The 16,762-nt window shown below is 68.6% G+C and carries 14 protein-coding genes; 5 read left to right on the plus strand and 9 right to left on the minus strand.

Annotation, left to right across the window (positions count from 1 at the left end; translation table 11 throughout):
• The first annotated feature begins 2 nt into the window (after window positions 1-2).
• Complete coding sequence (locus tag NBT81_RS01325) at window positions 3-1,589, plus strand: Na+/H+ antiporter NhaC family protein (RefSeq protein ID WP_338740485.1); 1,587 nt, start codon at window positions 3-5, stop codon at window positions 1,587-1,589.
• Here NBT81_RS01325 and NBT81_RS01330 read toward each other — a convergent pair whose 3' ends face one another.
• From NBT81_RS01330 to NBT81_RS01350, 5 genes are all read right to left on the minus strand, one after another.
• Window positions 1,590-2,504: a DUF5995 family protein gene (locus NBT81_RS01330; protein ID WP_338740487.1), complete on the minus strand. Its 915-nt coding sequence runs from the start codon at window positions 2,502-2,504 to the stop codon at window positions 1,590-1,592.
• Between the two features lie 115 nt (window positions 2,505-2,619).
• A complete protein-coding gene (locus NBT81_RS01335) occupies window positions 2,620-3,768 on the minus strand; it encodes a pyridoxal phosphate-dependent aminotransferase (protein WP_338740488.1) in 1,149 nt (382 codons plus the stop codon).
• A 54-nt stretch (window positions 3,769-3,822) separates the two neighbouring features.
• Window positions 3,823-4,932, minus strand: a complete 1,110-nt coding sequence (locus NBT81_RS01340) for a DR2241 family protein (RefSeq protein WP_338740490.1) — start codon at window positions 4,930-4,932, stop codon at window positions 3,823-3,825.
• Between the two features lies 1 nt (window position 4,933).
• On the minus strand, window positions 4,934-5,806 hold the full coding sequence (locus tag NBT81_RS01345; RefSeq protein ID WP_338740492.1) for a CbiX/SirB N-terminal domain-containing protein: 873 nt from the start codon (window positions 5,804-5,806) through the stop codon (window positions 4,934-4,936).
• A 105-nt stretch (window positions 5,807-5,911) separates the two neighbouring features.
• Window positions 5,912-7,165 carry a PQQ-binding-like beta-propeller repeat protein gene (locus NBT81_RS01350; protein ID WP_338740494.1) on the minus strand — a complete coding sequence of 418 codons (1,254 nt, stop codon included), beginning with the start codon at window positions 7,163-7,165 and terminating at the stop codon, window positions 5,912-5,914.
• Window positions 7,166-7,370: 205 nt separating this feature from the next.
• Here NBT81_RS01350 and NBT81_RS01355 point away from each other — a divergent pair, with 205 nt between their 5' ends.
• Window positions 7,371-7,652, plus strand: coding sequence for a hypothetical protein (locus NBT81_RS01355; RefSeq protein ID WP_338740496.1), 282 nt, complete (start codon window positions 7,371-7,373; stop codon window positions 7,650-7,652).
• A gap of 9 nt (window positions 7,653-7,661) precedes the next feature.
• Here NBT81_RS01355 and NBT81_RS01360 read toward each other — a convergent pair whose 3' ends face one another.
• Genes NBT81_RS01360 through NBT81_RS01375 form a run of 4 tightly spaced genes read right to left on the minus strand, consistent with a single transcriptional unit; the run spans window position 7,662 to window position 10,537 of the window.
• Window positions 7,662-7,838, minus strand: a complete 177-nt coding sequence (locus tag NBT81_RS01360) for a hypothetical protein (RefSeq protein ID WP_338740498.1) — start codon at window positions 7,836-7,838, stop codon at window positions 7,662-7,664.
• Window positions 7,839-9,299, minus strand: a complete 1,461-nt coding sequence (locus NBT81_RS01365) for a cytochrome bc complex cytochrome b subunit (RefSeq protein ID WP_338740500.1) — start codon at window positions 9,297-9,299, stop codon at window positions 7,839-7,841.
• Window positions 9,300-9,301: 2 nt separating this feature from the next.
• Window positions 9,302-9,922 (minus strand): Rieske (2Fe-2S) protein, encoded by a 621-nt coding sequence (locus NBT81_RS01370; RefSeq protein ID WP_338740502.1) that lies wholly within the window; start codon window positions 9,920-9,922, stop codon window positions 9,302-9,304.
• Window positions 9,923-10,537 carry a hypothetical protein gene (locus tag NBT81_RS01375; RefSeq protein ID WP_338740504.1) on the minus strand — a complete coding sequence of 205 codons (615 nt, stop codon included), beginning with the start codon at window positions 10,535-10,537 and terminating at the stop codon, window positions 9,923-9,925.
• Between the two features lie 278 nt (window positions 10,538-10,815).
• Here NBT81_RS01375 and NBT81_RS01380 point away from each other — a divergent pair, with 278 nt between their 5' ends.
• The 3 genes from NBT81_RS01380 (at window position 10,816) to NBT81_RS01390 (ending at window position 16,720) form a co-directional block, all read left to right on the plus strand.
• On the plus strand, window positions 10,816-11,532 hold the full coding sequence (locus NBT81_RS01380) for a plastocyanin/azurin family copper-binding protein (protein WP_338740506.1): 717 nt from the start codon (window positions 10,816-10,818) through the stop codon (window positions 11,530-11,532).
• Between the two features lie 265 nt (window positions 11,533-11,797).
• Window positions 11,798-15,256 carry a tubulin-like doman-containing protein gene (locus NBT81_RS01385; RefSeq protein WP_338740507.1) on the plus strand — a complete coding sequence of 1,153 codons (3,459 nt, stop codon included), beginning with the start codon at window positions 11,798-11,800 and terminating at the stop codon, window positions 15,254-15,256.
• The gene (locus NBT81_RS01390) at window positions 15,257-16,720 is read left to right on the plus strand and encodes a hypothetical protein (RefSeq protein ID WP_338740509.1); all 1,464 of its coding nucleotides are present in this window, start codon (window positions 15,257-15,259) and stop codon (window positions 16,718-16,720) included.
• Window positions 16,721-16,762 lie beyond the last annotated feature (42 nt).

The raw sequence follows: 16,762 nt of genomic DNA on the forward strand, positions 1-16,762 counted from the left end.
GCATGGCGGAGTTCGGTGCACTGTCGCTCGTCCCCCCGTTGCTCGCCATCGGGTTGGCCATCGTGACACGGAAGGCAGTGCTGTCGCTGTTTCTCGGCGTGTGGTCCGGCGGTGTCGTCTTCACTGGCGGGATCGGACTGAGACAGACGTTCGAGTGGATCGCCGCCGCCATCGGCGACAGCACGTTCCACGCCCAGATCATCATCTTCACGCTGTTGCTCGGTTCGGCAGTCGCGATGATCTGGCGACTCGGCGGCTCGCATGCGGTCCGGGACTGGGCCATCGAGCGCCTCGACACACGCCGGAAGGTCGGCGTCGCGACGTGGCTGCTCGGCCTCCTCCTCTTTTTCGACGACTACGCCAACACGGCCGTCGTCGGGAGTACGATGCGCGACGTCTCCGATCACCTCCGGATCTCGCGGGAGAAACTGTCGTATCTCGTCGACTCGACGGCCGCTCCGGTGTCGACGCTCGCCATCTCCTCGTGGGTCGCGTTCCAGCTGTCGATGATCGAGTCGGGGTACGAGGCGACCGCCATCGCCGCGAGCGAGGTGCCCAACGCCTTCGAGGTGTTCCTCCGGTCGATCCCGTACAACACGTACGCGATCCTCGCGCTCGCGATGGTCGCCATCGTCGTGGTGAGCGGGCGGGACTACGGCGAGATGCTCACCGCCGAGCGGCGCGCGGCGGAGACGGGGCGGGTGACCCGCGAGGACGCGCGGCCGATGCAGGACGTGGCGGCCGAACTCGGCGAACCGAACGTCGAGAACCCGCGTCTCTACGCCTTCTTCGTCCCCATCGGCGTGCTGATCGCCGCGACGGTGGGGACGGCGCTCTGGACCGGCTACACGCCGGGGGCGTCGGCGTACGACACGATCACCGAGGCCGACTACGCGATGGCGCTCATCTTCGGCTCCTTCGCCATGGTCGTCTCGACGTACGTCATCGGCATCGCCACCGACCGGCTGACGCTCGGCGAGAGCGTCGACACGACGATCGACGGCTTCGGGATCATGCTGACAGCGGTGACGATCCTCGTGCTCGCGTGGTCCATCGGCAACGTCGTCGAGGCCCTCGGTACCGGCAAGTACGTCGGGGAGGTCGCCGGGCAGGTGCTCGATCCGGCGCTGTTGCCCGTCGTCGTGCTCTTTACCGCCGCGTTCGTCGCCTTCTCGACCGGCAGTTCGTGGGGGACGATGGCCATCGTGACGCCCATCGCCGTCCCGGTCGCGTGGGAGTTGACCGGCGACCACACGATGGTGGCTGCGCTCGTCGGGAGCGTCTTCTCCGGCGCCATCTTCGGCGATCACGCCTCGCCCATCTCGGATACGACCGTCCTCTCTGCGACGTTCGCCGGCGCGGACCTGATCGACCACGTCCGCACGCAACTGTACTACGCGGTCACCGTCGCCGTCGTCGCGGCCGCCCTGCTCGTCGTCTGGGGGTACACCCGCGTCACTCCGTGGCTCTTGCTTCCGGTCGGGGTCGCCGCGCTCGTCGGGGTGGTGTACGGTCTCTCGGCGCTCGACGCCAAGCGACGCGGGGTCGAACCCGGTCTCCCCGACGCCCGGTCCGCCGACGACGACTGACTACCCGACCGCGTCGAGTCGCTCCGCAAAGTCGGTCAGCACCCCGGCGAGCGGCCCGCGGTCGCGCTCGACCCGCCCCAGGGCCGAGAGCACCGCGGGATCGACCGGCGGAGAGCGGACGAAGGCCGCACCGCCGACCGCGGTGGCATGGAGGAGCCACCGTGTGGCCGCCCGGAGCGGCGGGAGCCGGACGTCGGCCAGAACGACGGCGACGCGCCACGCCTGCGCCCGACCCTCGGTGATCGAGAACAGCGAGAGCGCCTCGTCGAACCGCCCCAGCGTGGCGTCGACCGTCGACAGCCCCGGTGCGTAGAGGTCGGCCAGCGCCTCCTGTTGGGCGTCGAGGAGGCCGGCGAGGACGGCGTCGATCCGCAGGTGATCCTCGTGCTTGCGGTCCCGGTTCGGCGACAGGCCCACGTCCCGAAGCGCAAGCGCGAGGTCGTAGTTGATGTGGGCGTTGATGCCGAGGAAGGCGTCCTGCGCGACGAGCGCCGAGCCGTCGAGGGCGGTCGAGAAGGCGACGCGCCAGGGGGCGGGGACGGCGTCGTACGCACCCCGCTCGAAGGCGAGGAAGGCCCGGCGGTAGTAGTCCGCGAAGGTGACGGTGTAGCGGCGCATCCAGTCGGGGTCGGCGAAGCGGCCGTTCGCGATGGCGTCGCGGACTGCCGCGGTCATCCGGGTGTAGATCGTCAGGAACACGGCGCGGCGGTCGTCGCGGTCGCGGAGGCGGCGTTCGAGGTCACGCAGGCGGCGAAAGACGTCGTCGACCGAGTCGAACGGCCGTTCGACCCGGTCGACCAGCGACGGATCCGTCTCGCGGGGGCGCGGCGTCGGGGGGTCGCGCCGGAGGGCGAGCGCGACGGCCCGGAGCCGCCCGGTGTCGAGCGACCGGAGGAGCGCAAAAGCGCCGGCCATGGGGCGGGAACGCGGGGGGCGAGCATATAACTGGCGACGAGCGACCGACGGACGGGCGAGCATATAGCTGGCGACGAGCGACCGACGGACGGGCGAGCGAGACGACACCCGGCGGTCACGCGCGCTCGACGGTCGCAAGCACCCGCTCGATCCGGTCGATGGCCTCCTCGATGGCCGCGGCGTCGGTCGCGTAGGAGAGGCGGAGGTAGTCGGCCGCGCGTTCGCCGAAGTCGAGGCCGGGTGTGACCGCGACGCCCGCCTCCTCGAGGAGGAGGTCGGCGACCGCCAGCGAGTCGCCGGGGAGGTCGCTCACGTCCGCGAGCAGGTAGTAGGCCCCCTGTGGGGTGTAGTCGAGGCCGAGTCCCCAGTCGGCCACGGCGTCGACGAGGAGGTCGCGGCGCTCGCGGTACGTCGCCCTGATATCGGCGAGGTGCTCCGGCGGCGTCTCCAGTGCGGCGACGCCCGCGTCCTGGACGAAGTTCGGCGCGCAGATGAGGACGTTCTGGGCGAGGCGGTTGACCGCGTCGACGTACCCCGGCGGGACGACGACCCAGCCGAGTCGCCAGCCCGTCATCGCGAACCGCTTCGAGAAGCCGTCGAGGACGAACGCGTCGTCGGTGTACTCGAGGACGCTGTGGTCGGTCGCGTCGTACGACAGTCCGTGGTAGATCTCGTCGACGACGGGCGTCGCGTCGACGGCGTCCGCGACGTCGACGATGGCGTCGAGCGTCCCGCCGGAGAGCACCGCGCCGGTCGGGTTCGCGGGCGAGTTGAGCAGGACGGCGCGGGTGTCGTCGCCGACGGCGGCCTCGAACGCCGACGGGCGCGGGCGGAAGCCGTCGCTCGCGTGCAACGGCACCGTCTCGACCCGGCCGCCGACCGTCCGGACGAAGTTGGGGTAGCAGGCGTAGTGGGGGTCGGTGAGGACCACCTCGTCGCCGGGGTCGACCAGCGTCGCCATCGCGAGGAGGAGGCCGGGCGAGGAACCCGGAGTGACGACGATCCGGTCGGGGTCGACGTCGACGCCGTACACGTGGTCGTAGCGGTCGGCGATGGCGCGCCGGAGCGCCGGCTTCCCCCGCGCGGCGGTGTAGTTCGTGTGCCCCGCCCGCAGCGACTCCACGGCTGTCTCGACCACCCGGTCCGGCGGCGAGAAGTCGGGTTCGCCCACCTCCAGATGGATCACGTCGTCGGTGTCGTTCGCCCGCTCGAGCACGTCCATCGCCATGAACGGGGTCACGTCGGCGGCTCGCTGAGAGACCATCTCGCGGGGCGATACGGAACCCCGGCAGGAATACGCTCCGGTCGGGAGTGGCCGTCACTCGGTATCGGCGTCGTCGGCCTCGGTCGGGACGCCACAGAGGTTACCCTCGTCGTCGAACAGTTTGGCACGGAGGTATCGCGTGCGGTAGCGGTTCGCGCCGTCGGACGTGTCGGCCTCGCGAATCTCGTCGGTCCGGCCGTCCGCGACGGCGTCGACGAGTTCCTCGAGTTGTGCTTTCTCGCTCGGCGTGAGGTCGAACTCGTAGGTTCGGGACGCCTCGGCCTCCATCCGGGTCCACCGGCGCGCGGCGGCGATCACCAGCGAACAGGGCTCGCGACACGGGAAGACGCCGTCGCCGCCGGGGACGTCGAGGGGCGTCTCGTCGTCGTACGCCCACTCCCGGCGCTTGAGACACTCCGAGTCGGCACAGCAGGCCTCGGCGACCCAGTTGACGTGCTCGTGACCCTCGCCCCGGTCCCACGTCTCGACGACGCCGTAGATGCCGGTCTGTCGGGCGACGGCCTCCGTCCAGTGAGTCACGTCGAGACGGCCCTCCCGTTCGCGGTGCCAGTTCCCGATCGTCGCGGGGTAGAACCCCTCGACGGCCCGAACGAGGGCCGCCGGGCCGAGGTCCGCGAACGCCCAGCCGTGGGGCAGCGTGGGAGCCGTCGACAGCGGTCGGTACCGGCCGTCGTCGTCGGTCTTGCGGATTCGTCGGGCATCGTGGGGGTCGGTGTGGACCGACAGGGCGTCGTCGTCCGTGTCGGCGTCGTCGACGTGCCGGAGGTCGTAGCGCCGGCGGCCACGTTCTCCCGTCCGGGTCTCGATCAGGAGTTGGCCCCACTCGCGGGCCGTCCCGTCGGCGAGGCGGGTGCGACGTTCGGGGAGGGGATCGTCGGCCCGCTCGACCCACCGGAGAAAGGCCCACGAGGCGTCGTCCTGCGGGGCGTGCTGGTGCCAGAAGAACCAGTCCTCGACGTACGCTTCGTGGCCCCGCGCGGCGTCGAGGAAGGCCGACGCCGAGAGGCCGTCGTAGCGGGCCTCGGGGACGGCGAGGTGGAAGCCGTCGTCGTCGCGGGTCGCCTCGAGGCCGTCGAAGTCGACGCCGTCGGCGGCGGCCGTCCGCAGGGCTTCGGCCGGATCGGTCGCCGTCGGCCCGGACATCTCAGTCACCGTCGGCCCGGGCGGCATCGGTCGTCCCGTCGCGGGGGTCGTGGGCGTCGACGTCGGCCCCCGCGTCGGCCGCGCGTTCGAGCACCACGTCTGCCATCAGCGGTTCGGTGCCGATGGCCCCGGCGTACCAGACGTCGTGGCCGTCGATCCGGGTCGGCACCGCGTAGCCACCGCGCCCGTCGTCGGTGAGGCCCACGTCCTCGGGGATGTCCTCCTGAGTGTGGTAGCCGTCGGCGACGAAGAGGGGGACGAGGACGATGTCGTCGCTCTCGAAGTGGTCGGTGACGTCGTCGACCTCGGGCTCTTCGTCCATGAACAGCGCCCGGACCTCGCCGAACCGGTCGCGGTCGCGGATCCGGTCCGCGTGGTACTGGATCGCCTTCGCGGAGTTCTCGTTGCGGTTGGTGCCGTGGCCGACCACCGCCAAGCCGACGCCCGCGCCGACGTCGTCGTCGCCCGTCACCGTCTCGGCCCGCCGGACGATGACGTCGGTCATCGCGTCGTGGGTTCCGACCGGGCCACAGTAGTGGACCGTCTTGTCGACGTCGGTCGGCGTGAACGTCGCGTGGTCGGCGCTCGTCCCGTCGGAGTCCCAGTCCGCGGCCTCGAAGTCGAGGCGGAGTTCCCGTGGGATGACCTGCTCGGTGAAGTAGCCCTCGCTGACGAACAGCGGGACGACGTACACCTCGTCGGCGGTCACCGTCCGAAGCGCGTTCCGGAACGACGGTTCTTCCTTCCAGTACGCCTCCCGGACTTCGTCGACGCGGCCCGAGGCGCGGATCGTGTCGGCGTGGTCCTGGGCCGGGGTGCTCGACCGCGGGTTGAGGTGGGAGCCGTGGGCGACGATCAGCAGTGCCTCGCTCATCGGCGACGCGTAGGCGCGACGGACTCTTAGGCCCTCCGTCCGAGCGGCGCGCGGGTGCGATTGCACGATGGGCGCGTCGCCACGGCGCGGCGACACTACGACCGGTCACCGATCGGCGGCTGCGACCTTGTACACCCCACCCGTCGGTCCGTCCTCATCCGAGAGGTGGGTGGCGGACGCACGATCGGCGAAGTAGACCGCGCCGTCGACGACCGCGGGGGAACTCGTCACGTGGCCGACGCCGTCGACCGCCCAGACCGCCTCGCCCGTCCGTGTCTCGACGGCGTAGCAGGAGCGGTCGTAGGATCCGACGAGGAGGAGGTCGCCGGCGACGGTCGGACAGCCGGTGATCCGGCCACCCGTGTCGAACGTCCAGCGCCGTGTCCCGGTCTCGGCGTCGAGGGCGTAGAGCCGCGAGTCGTGGCTTCCGACGTAGACGGTCCCCGTCTCGGGGTCGACCGCCGGCCCGGACATCACCATGTCCTCGGTGTCGACGGCCCACTCGACGGTGCCGTCATCGAGATCGACCCGGTAGATCGACCCGTCCCACGACCCGAAGAAGGCGCTCCCGCCGAACGTCGCGATCGGTCCCTTGATCGCGCCGCCCGTCTCGACCGACCACTCGAACGCCGGTTCGGGGTACGTCCACGCGTAGAGGACGCCGTCGTTCGCGCCGACGACGAGCCGCCCGGCGTCGCGGTCGATCGCACACGTCGAGTGGGGGTGGTCGGTCGGCCGCCGGTCCTCCCAGACCACGTCGCCGGTGACCGCGTCGACGCCGAACATCGCGCCGCTGGGATCGTCGTACTCGACGGCGATGTAGACGACCCCGTCGCGGTAGCCCGGACTGGAGCCGATGGCGTCGCCGAGGCGCCGCCGCCAGAACTGCTCGCCCGTCGCGAGGTCGACGGCGTAGAGCGCGCCGTCGTACGCGCCGACGTACACCGTCCCGTTGGCGATGGCCGGCGTCCCGTGGATGCCCCGCGCCGCCTCCGCGACGGCCGCGGTCCAGACGCGGTCGCCCTCGGGGGTGAGTCGCCACAGTTCGCCGGCGTCGCCGGGGACGACGATATCGCCGTCCGGGGTGGGGACGGGACTCGCCTTCGCCGCCGTGTGCTCCCCCGTGTTCAGGTCGCGACGGACCCACTCGACGACCGGATCCATCGGAACCGTCGCGTCGGGGGCGACGCCCAGCCGTTGGAGGCCGCCGCGGAACTGGGTCGCCGCGGCCGTCGACGCCGGGCGACCGTCGTCGATGGGGTCGGGATCGGAACGGGGGGCAGCGAGACAGCCGGCGACGCCGGCGGTCGCGGCGAGACCGAGCGTTCGGAGAACGGCGCGTCGGGTGCACCGAGGCATGTGTGGGGTGTCTACAGCGGAGGACCATACGCTTTCGTGCCGCGGCGGGGGACGTACGCCCGATCCGGGTGGGGTGGGGGTGTCGTCGCCCGCGCTACCGAGTGGACGACGCCGGATCTCCGGATCACCGCCGATGACGGCGAGGGTCGAGCCACCGCGACTTCGAAATCGGGAAATAGGCCGCGAGTAAAGCGAGCACCGACAGATGCGCGAGCGTCCGCCCGGCCCGGCCGCGGCCGACGGCTTCTTCGATCGGTTCGTCCACCCGTGGCTGGCGCGGGCGGCGGCGCTCGGGATCGGCCTCTGGGCGGTCGCGTTCGTTCTGGCGACGGGCGGCCTCGCCGCCAGGCGCCTCCTCGCCGGTCGGATCGCGGTGCAACTGTTCTTCTACTCCGGCGTGCTCGGGACGCTCGGGATCCTGATTCTGGGCGTCTGCACTGTCGTCCTCGCCGGGTTCTTCCTCCGTCGAGAACTCGGAGGCGGGTAGTCGACGGCGTCAGTCGGCGGGGTCGAGAAAGATCGTGCTGGCGCCGATCGCGAGGGCGGCGACGCCGGCGAGCAGCGACCACTCGCCGAGGGAGCCCTCTAGCGCGACCGCGAGCAGGACGAGTCCGAAAACCTTGCTCAGACGGTCGAGCCAGCGGAAGCGCCGCGGCGAGAGCGGGATCCGCATCTAGCCGGCGAGCCGGCGCTTGCGTCGCTTGAGCAGGGCGTACACGATCAGCGTATAGAGGACCGGAACGCCGACCGTCATCGCGACCAAGTAGGGGTACAGCACGCTCGAGGGGATTCCGAGGACCTCCGAGACAGTGCTTCGCATCCCGTCGATGGAGAGGACGATGGTGAGCATGATCGCGCCGACACCGAGTGCGGTCTGGGCCGGGCGGTCGAGGGGATCGGCGGTGAAGTGCTGTGGTTCGTCGGTGTTGTCGATCAGCGGCCAGAGGATCATGACCCCGATGATAACCATCGGGACGAGGATGCCGCCGATGAACTCCCCCCACCCGCCGAGGGAGACGGTCGTGCCACCCAGCGACAGTTGCGACGGAACCATGCGCAGCGAGCCGAACACCCACATGAAGAACCAGTCGGGGCTGGGATCGGAGGGGGCTTCGAGGCCGATGGCGGCGATGCGCTGGACGGGGAAGAAGGCGGCGAGGAAGGAGATCGTCGAGGCCGTCAACAAGAGGACGATCGTCGAGAGCAGGAACTGCTGGGGGAAGAGGGGCGATCCGACGACGAAGGAGTCGTCGGCGGCGTCGGGCGTGCGCTCGCCGTCCCGGGAACTGGGCGCGTGTTCGGTGTGTTTCTGGCGCATCAGGATCATCATGTGGAGGCCGATGATCCCCGCCAGCAGCGCCGGAAAGAGGAAGACGTGCAGGAAGTACATCTGGGGGATCACTTGTGCGGCCTGCCCCGGGAAGGCCCCGCCGAACGCGAGCGACTGGAGCCACTCGCCGACGAAGGGCACCTCGCCGGTCATGTTGAACCCGATGGTCGTCGCCGCCTTACTGAACCCGTCGAGCGGGAGCGCGTAGCCGAAAAAGCCCTCCGAGAGCGCGATGAGGAGGAGGGTGCTCCCGACGAACCAGTTGGGCTCGTGGGGGTTGCGGTAGGCACCGCTGAAGAACACGCGGAACATGTGCAGCGCGATGGCAGCGATGAAGATGTACGCCGCCCAGTGGTGTGCCATCCGCATGAACATGCCAAAGGGCGTGTCGTAGGTGATCGACAGGACGCTCGCGAACGCCCCCGGCACCTCCTGACCCGACCACTCCGCGGCGTTACCCTCGTAGGTCACGTCCGCGGCCATCGGTTCGTACATCAGCCCGAGGAAGGAACCGGTCAACACCAGGAAGATAAAGGAGAAGAGGGCGATCTCGCCGAGGAGAAAGGAGCCGTACTTGTCTTCGGGAAACGCCTTCCCGAGGACGTCGTGGTTCAGTTCGAGACGGTCGTCGAGCCAGGTGAACAGGCGGTTGTTCGGGTACTTCCGGCGGGTCTCGATCTCCCTCCCGTGAACCGGTTCGCCGCCGGTCGCCCTGTCGTAGCCGGCACCGTCCGAACGGGGTGACGGCGTGGACTCGTTCGCCTCGTCGTCGGTCGTCGTGTCGTCCGCGTTGTCGCCTGTCATTGTCATTCGGGACCGACCGGGCCCTCGAACGGGCCGGTCGCCAGGAGCAGTTGTCCGTCCTCGTCGTCAGTGACGCCGATGGGAAGCTGTGGGAGTGGGCTCGATGCCGGTCCGCCGGTCACTTCCGCGCCCTGCAGCGGGTCGAACGCCGAGCCGTGACACTGACAGTAGAGCTGAGTCCCCTCGGTCCCGTTGACGGCACACCCCAGGTGGGTGCACACCTTCGAGTAGGCGGCGTAGCCGTCGACGGTGCCGTCGAGGTTCGTCGGCTCCCGATAGCTATCCTGGGGGAACCGGACGAGCAGGACCGCCGCGCGGTCCTCGGTGATCGCACCGCCGCCCTCCTCCTCGGGGTAGACGGTCAGCGGCTCCAGTTCCTCGTTTTGTGGGATGGCGTCCGAGGCCGTGAGGGGGTTGCCGTCGGCGTCGACCAGTCGGATCCCCTCGACGAACAGCGGGTCCGGTTCCTCGATCTTTCCCGACTCGCTCAGGCCGGCGAGCGCGGAGACGCTGAAGGCGCTGACGGCACCGACGCCGCCGACCGCGGCGAGCACCTTCGCGACTCGGCGGCGCTCGATCTCTATCTCGTCGTGTGGGTCGTCGGGTGTCGTGTCGGTCGGCATTCAGTGGTCCCTCCGTTCGGCGACGGTGATCGAGGGGACGAAGAAGGCGGCGTACACCAGGACGGTGGCGGCCAGCGAGAGGAACAGCATGCCGACGTAGAAGCCGATGAACTGGTTGCGCGCCTGTCCCACCGTCTCGAGGCCCACCAGCACGGCGAAGACGACGGTGCTCCAAGAGAGCCCGGCGAGCGCGAGCAGGCCCGTCCGGTTTGCGGGGGCTGGCCAGTAGTCGACGATCCAGCGCGTGTCCGTCTGCAGGTACGGAGGAACGGTCACGACCGGCGTTCCGCCGTCGGCCTCGACGTCGGACTCGGCGACGGAGTCGCGGACGTGACTGAGTCGGTCGAGAAACCGCGTCGCGCCGACCATGGCGGCCACGGTGCCGAGCAGCGCGACCCACGTGATCACGCCGGACTGGTTCGGACCCACCTCCACGGGCGTCGGCAGGAACTTCCCGGTCGGGTCGATCTCCGCTCCCGGATCGACGGGGACGGGGTCCGCGCCGACGCCGAGGCCGATCCCACTGCCCGGGGTGCCGCTCGTGAGCGCGACGTACCACATCGGGAGGAGTACCGAGGCGATCAACAGGACGATGAGCGCCGTCTCTCGTCTCATCCACGATCACCGGCGACGAGCCGATGAACGACCTGGAACGTGCTGTGTACTCTGTGACTCATGTGTAGCGAGGGATTAGCGTGCTCCGACCGACACGGGGACGCGGGAGGCCGGGCGGAGTCGCCTCCGTCGGTGTGGGCCGGAACATTACCTATCCCGAGATATTCGGGGTTGGGTTTATGCGTCTTCCGTTCGCGTCCAACCAGGCCGGGACCACCAACCGATTCCGACAGACCTACTACCGGGACCCCGAAAGGTTCGGGCGAATTCGGCCCGAAATGAACCGACGAACCTACCTCCGACGGCTCGGGGCCGGTGGTCTCACGGCGACCGCCCTCTCGGCTCCGGTGGCCGCCACGACTCACGAGAACGGGACCAGCACCGGCAACGGGGGCGCGGCGAACGAGACCGTCTCGAGCTCCGGCGGGAGCGGCGACGGCGAGACCCACGAGGTCGATATGGTGACCGAGGGCGGGGGCTTCTACTTCGACCCCGTCGGGCTGCACGTCCAGCCCGGCGACACCGTCAGGTTCGTCAACGCCAGCGGGTCCCACAGCGCGACCAGCTACTCGACGGACAACGACGCGGCGGAGACCCAACGCATCCCCGATGGCGCGTCGGGGTTCGACAGCGGCACCCTCGAAGCGGAGGGTGCGACCTACAGTTACACCTTCGAGGTCGAGGGGACCTACGACTACTACTGCGCGCCCCACAAGACCGTCGGCATGGTCGGCCGCATCGTCTGTGGCGAACCGGGCGGCCCGGCGACCGAGGGATCGATCCCCGACGCGCCCGGTAGCGGCGTGATGCCCTCGAGTGGGGACATCGTCGACGAATCGAGTATCGGCTACCCCTACGTCCCCGGCTCCGGACTACAGCCGCTCCCCTGGCAGTTCTGGGCCGGCGCCAGCGTGTTCGGCCTCGTCCACGTCTACCTCTTCTCGAAGTACGACCGCGAGTCCGGGCGCTACAGCGCCGAGAACGCCGACGAGTAGGTGAGTGGGAGAGTCCCCCCGTGCCGCCAGCGCCAACCACGGGAGTTCGGGGACGACGACGTCGAACGAACCGGAGGGCCAGCACAGACCTGTCGGCTGTCAAACCGGTTCGCCAGTCCCGAACCGGAATCCGCGACCGAGTGGCTCCGGCCGGTCGCCTTTGCGTAGAAACACGACCGAGCCGGGCACCGTAGTGTTACCATTCGTACACTACTAATGTCACCTCCATAAATTTAATTGCGTGGGTCCATCCTGTGTTGGTACAATGTCACGGTATCGGACGCCGGATCATCTGGTCTGTTTGGGGGAGGGAGGAACCGAGGTGGGGAAGACGTTCATGCGACAGCGGTGGATCCTGGAGGAGGTCCTCCGGGACGACCCGCGGGACGAGGCACCCGACGAGGACGCCCGTCCGCTCTACGCGTACTTCATCGACTCCGACAAGTCGACGCTCTCGACCGACATCGAGGACGAAATCGAGGAGACCGTCGACTCCATCGAGGAGGAGTACGGCCTCCAGAATGCTCCCGACGTCGAGGGGAGCGTCATCAACGTCGTCGAGGGGCCGCACAAAAAACACCTCCAGTCGGAACGGGTGACCGCACGGACGGACATCAGCGAGCTGGCACTCGACCAGAACATCAAGGCCTGGTGGTTACAACAGGGAGGGGACAGCGACGTGCTCGACCCCCTCTCCGGGCTCGAACGCGGCGGCGTCGACAGGATGCGGGGACTCACGAAGGCGATCTACCGGATCAGCCAGTGGAAGGGCGACCCGCTCAGTGAGGTCGAACAGAGCGTCAGGAACGACACCCACGACGAACCCCACGTCGCCATCGTCGTCGGTCTCGGCGGTGGCACGGGGTCGGGGCTGTTTCTCGACCTCGCACACCGGATCAAGCAGGCCGGGGCGACCGTCACGCTGTTCGGCGTCCTCCCGAACCCGAGCGGTGGCGACGACAACAGCGTCCGTGCCAACGCCTACGCCGCGCTCTCCGAACTCGAATACCTCGCCCTCTCGGGGCTCAACCTCTTCGAGGCGCGCGTCCTCCTCCCATACGACCCCGCAATCAGAGACGACACCTTCGACAAGGCCGCCGTCTACACCATCAACGCCTTCTACAACGTGTCCGGCGACCAGACGAACACGTACAGCCAAGTCGACGAGACGGACGATACCGACGGACCGCCGGATTACGCCCCGTTCACCATCGGCACCACCAGATACCTCCACTACCTGAAAGAGGACATCGAGCAGACCAAGGACAACTTCGAGGGCTTCACCGACGACAAGAAGGCCGCCCTCGACGCCGAGGAGTCGCTCTACGACGAACTGAGGTCGTACCTCGAGGAGAACCACGGCGACGAGGTGGTCAAGCAACTGCGCACGACCGACGATAGCTCGACGATGCGGCTACCGAGCGGGGAGGCCCTCGACCTGTGGAACCGGCTGGACGAACTCAAGGACCTCCTCGACGAGTCCCTGATGAAGGAACTCGAGTTCAAGTCGGCGTCGGAGCTATCGGAGGCGTTCGAGGACATCAAATCGGTCTCGGAGGACGAGGCCGAGTGGGAGGACGACAGCGACAGGGAGGCGGCGGTCGCGCGGGACTTCGTCGGCCGACTGGCGGACAACATCGGCACCCCCGCCGAGTACCAACAGGACGGGGAGTGGGCGGCCGACGAGCGGGACTTCGTCGAACTGGTCGTCAGGGAGGTGGAACTGGTGGCCCGCCGGGCGGGCATCATCAAGGCGAGGGAAGCCATCGACGACGAGGACGACATCGACGACGTCAGCGTCGCCGCCACCGACAGCGACCCGGTCGACGACGTCACCACCGACATCGACACCGCCATCGCCGAGGATAACCAAGGCTACGCCGTCAACGTCGACGGCTTGATCGACGATCTAGACGATGAAAAAAGCGATCTGACGACCGAAATCGACGCCCTCGAAGCCATCACCGAGGCGGGGCGTGACGCGGTCGGCGAACTCGCCGAGGAGTGGGAGACGGAGGCGGAGGATGCGGTCGAGCAGTACTACTCGCTGTTCAGCACGAAATCCGAGATAGAGGACCTCCTCAGCGAGTTGGAAACCAAAATAGACCGGGAGACCAACCTCGAGGACGCAAACAACCCCGAAAACATCATCATCAACGGGACGGGGTTCGACGACTACGGGACGCTCACCAACTTGCTGGACGACGCCGACTGTGACGACGTCGACGAGGAGATGATCGAAGGTGCGGTCAAGGACGTCAAGCGGGCGAAGCAGAAACGGCTCAAAGCAGAGGAATACCGCGGTAGCATCAAGGAGGCGGTGCTGTCGTTCGCGGGATACGGGAGGATCGGTGGCCTACAAAGCGACTACGAGGGGCTGCGCACCACGGAACTCCCGGGCGAACTCATCCGCCTGTCGAAGTGGAACGAGGAGTTCGAGGCGAGCGTTCAGGGGCAGTACTTCCAGGAGCGGACCAACAGTCTCGACGACCGGGAGGACGACCAGTTCGACGACATCAAGGACGCAGCCGAGTCGGTACTCGCCGACGCGAAGGCGAAGGGCGCAACCCCCTCGGAGTTCTTGGACGACGACCTGGACGACGACGTCCGTGACCGGGCGACCTCCATCCTCGACGACTTCGACTTCGACGACGTCGGCGCGGACCCGAGTTCGGTCAGCGGCAATTTGGACTCGGAGGCCGAGAACGCGGACACCGGCGAGGCGCTGGTCGGTGCGCTACGGGACGGCGCGGTCAGTGACCTCCTGCGGTCCGTTCTGGTGACGACGTTCCAGCGGCGCAAAGAGGAGAGGGAAGGGGAGCTAGAGACGCTCGAATCGACGATCGACGCCTACGAGACGCTCTCGAATATCGTCTCGGATCTGGGAGGGACGTTCCACTCGAACGCGACCGACGTCGACAGCGTCGACTCGATCGTGACCTTCGAGGAGGGCGGCACCGAAGGACCGTTCAAGGTCGATACAGAGCCGTACTCGCGGGGGCAACTCTCGGGGACGGACGACCTGAGCGACGCCCCCCTCTGGACGGGCGACGAGCGAGCGGCGATCGTGGAGTCCCTGACCGACATCCTCCCACAGGTCGAGAGCGAGCACCTCCCCATCAACAAGGCGGACATCCGCGACGGCGACACCGAACGGGTGGAGTACGAGGGCCACCGCATCGGCTCGGCGTTCATGAGCCCGCTGTTCGACGGGTACGTCGACGGTCAGGAAGCCGCGATCCCGGAGGTCAAAGAGGAGATCGTCGACAACCGTCGGTTCACCGAGGAGGGCTACCACAACATCGTGGGTCGGGGCGCGTTCGCGGATTCGTTCGACTTCGCGATGTCGACGTTCCTGCGTGGCGTGTTCCTCGACAACCTCCGCATCTTCACGACCGAGTGTCGCGACGCGTACACCTCGACGACGGACGTCGAGGGCGGCGACGACCGCCACAACCCCCAAGACGAGGTGCCGGGCATCGTCAAGCGCCACTCCTACGGGCTGGATGGCCTCACCTACCTCGACGACGACTTCCTCCCCGACGAGTCCGACGGCGGGTTCTGTTACCGGCGGGACGTCCTGAACTTCAACCGCAACGGCACGGAGGTCCTACTCAACCAGACCCACGAGGAGGTGGTGGCGACGCTCCTCGAGGACTACCACGAGGTCGTCGGCTACCCATCGACCATCGAGTTCCTCGACGAAGAGGACCTGCCACGGTAAATGAGCGAGCGCGAACCGGTCCGACCCGACGGCGGTGCCCCCGAACCCGGCGGGCCGCTCACCGACCGACAACGGACGCGTCTGAAACTGTTCGTGGCGCTGGTCGTCGTCGGTCTCCTCACCGTCCGCGTCGGCGCGCTCCTGGATCGGGCGTGGGACGCCCGCGGCATCGGCCACGCGGTCGCCTTCGCCCTGACTGCCCCCCGGTTCGACATCGACTTCGCGGTGCTGTTTCCCTTCGGACTCGTCACGGGGTGGCTGGGGCTGTTCGTCGTCGACCGGACGAAGACCCACCAGCGGTGGCCCGCGATACTGGCGTACAGCCTCCTGATCGCGTGGCTCGTGTTCGTCGAAAACCGGTGGCGGGAAGAAGTGAAGTGGGTGGCGTTCTGGTACGTCGCCGCAGTCGGCGGCGTCGCGGGGCTGACGACCGGCCTCGCTCCGAAACTGTTCGGGAATAGACGGCGCGAGTTTCCCGCCGCGGCGGTCGGGCTGTTTCTCGCGGCGACGACCCTGTGTACCGTGGCGTTTCTCGACGTCTACCTGGTGGCGGCCGATCGGGTTCCCGCCGTGGGCGGCCCGGTCGGGCCGGCCATCGACGCAGTCTCAGTCGCGGGATTCGTGGTGTTGTTCGGCTGGTTCGTCCTCTACAGTGACTACCGCTCCGTCGCGGTGTTGGGCACGTCCCGCCTCCGCTGCATCGGGGTGATGGCGGGGCTTCTCAACCACGTCCAGGACGACGAGTACGACGGCGAATCGAAGGTAGGCGGGCCGGCGCTCCTCGACATGAAGCAGTCGCTCCGCGAACACAACAACGTCGACGGCTTCGGAGCCGACCACGGGCCGCAGTACTTCGAGTTCGTCTACCTGCCCTCCACCCACCCGTCCCGTCTGACGTACGTGTCGGCGGTCCCCATCGACATCGGCGACGTCGGCGAAGCGACCATCAAACGCATCGTCGGTCGCGCCGCCGACGCGGACGTCAACCGCGCCACCGACGCGCTCCGCCGCGGGCTCCGCCGCGGGCTGTCGTTCGTGGCCGACAACGTCCTCCCCGGGAGTCTCAAACGCCGACTCTCGACGGAGACCGGTCTGCTGGTCGACAACATCGCCGGCGCGGGCACGCTGGTGTTCGTCACGAGCATCGAGGACTTCGAGGGCTACGGGCCCGACGCCACGCTCGCCGACCTCTCCCCGCCGGCCGAACTGGAGAAGTTCACCAAACTGTGTACCAAGCTCGGCGGGTCACGTGATCGGGTCATCGTCGTGACCGACGCCCACGAGGTGCTCGACCTCGACGGCAGGAGCGCGGTGACCGACGACGGGTTCGCCGGCTTCGTCCGTGGCCAGTTACTCGACGTCGGCCGCGAGTACACCGTCGTTCCGGTGACCTGGGACGGGGACCACGCCGGCGACGGACTGGTCGCGGGCGTGTCGGCGCTTCGGCGCGCGCTCGACGCCTGAGCACCGACGCCGCCGGATCCGCGTACGAGTCGGCCCCACACC

This window comes from Haloplanus sp. CK5-1, assembly GCF_037201915.1.
GTDB lineage: Archaea > Halobacteriota > Halobacteria > Halobacteriales > Haloferacaceae > Haloplanus > Haloplanus salilacus.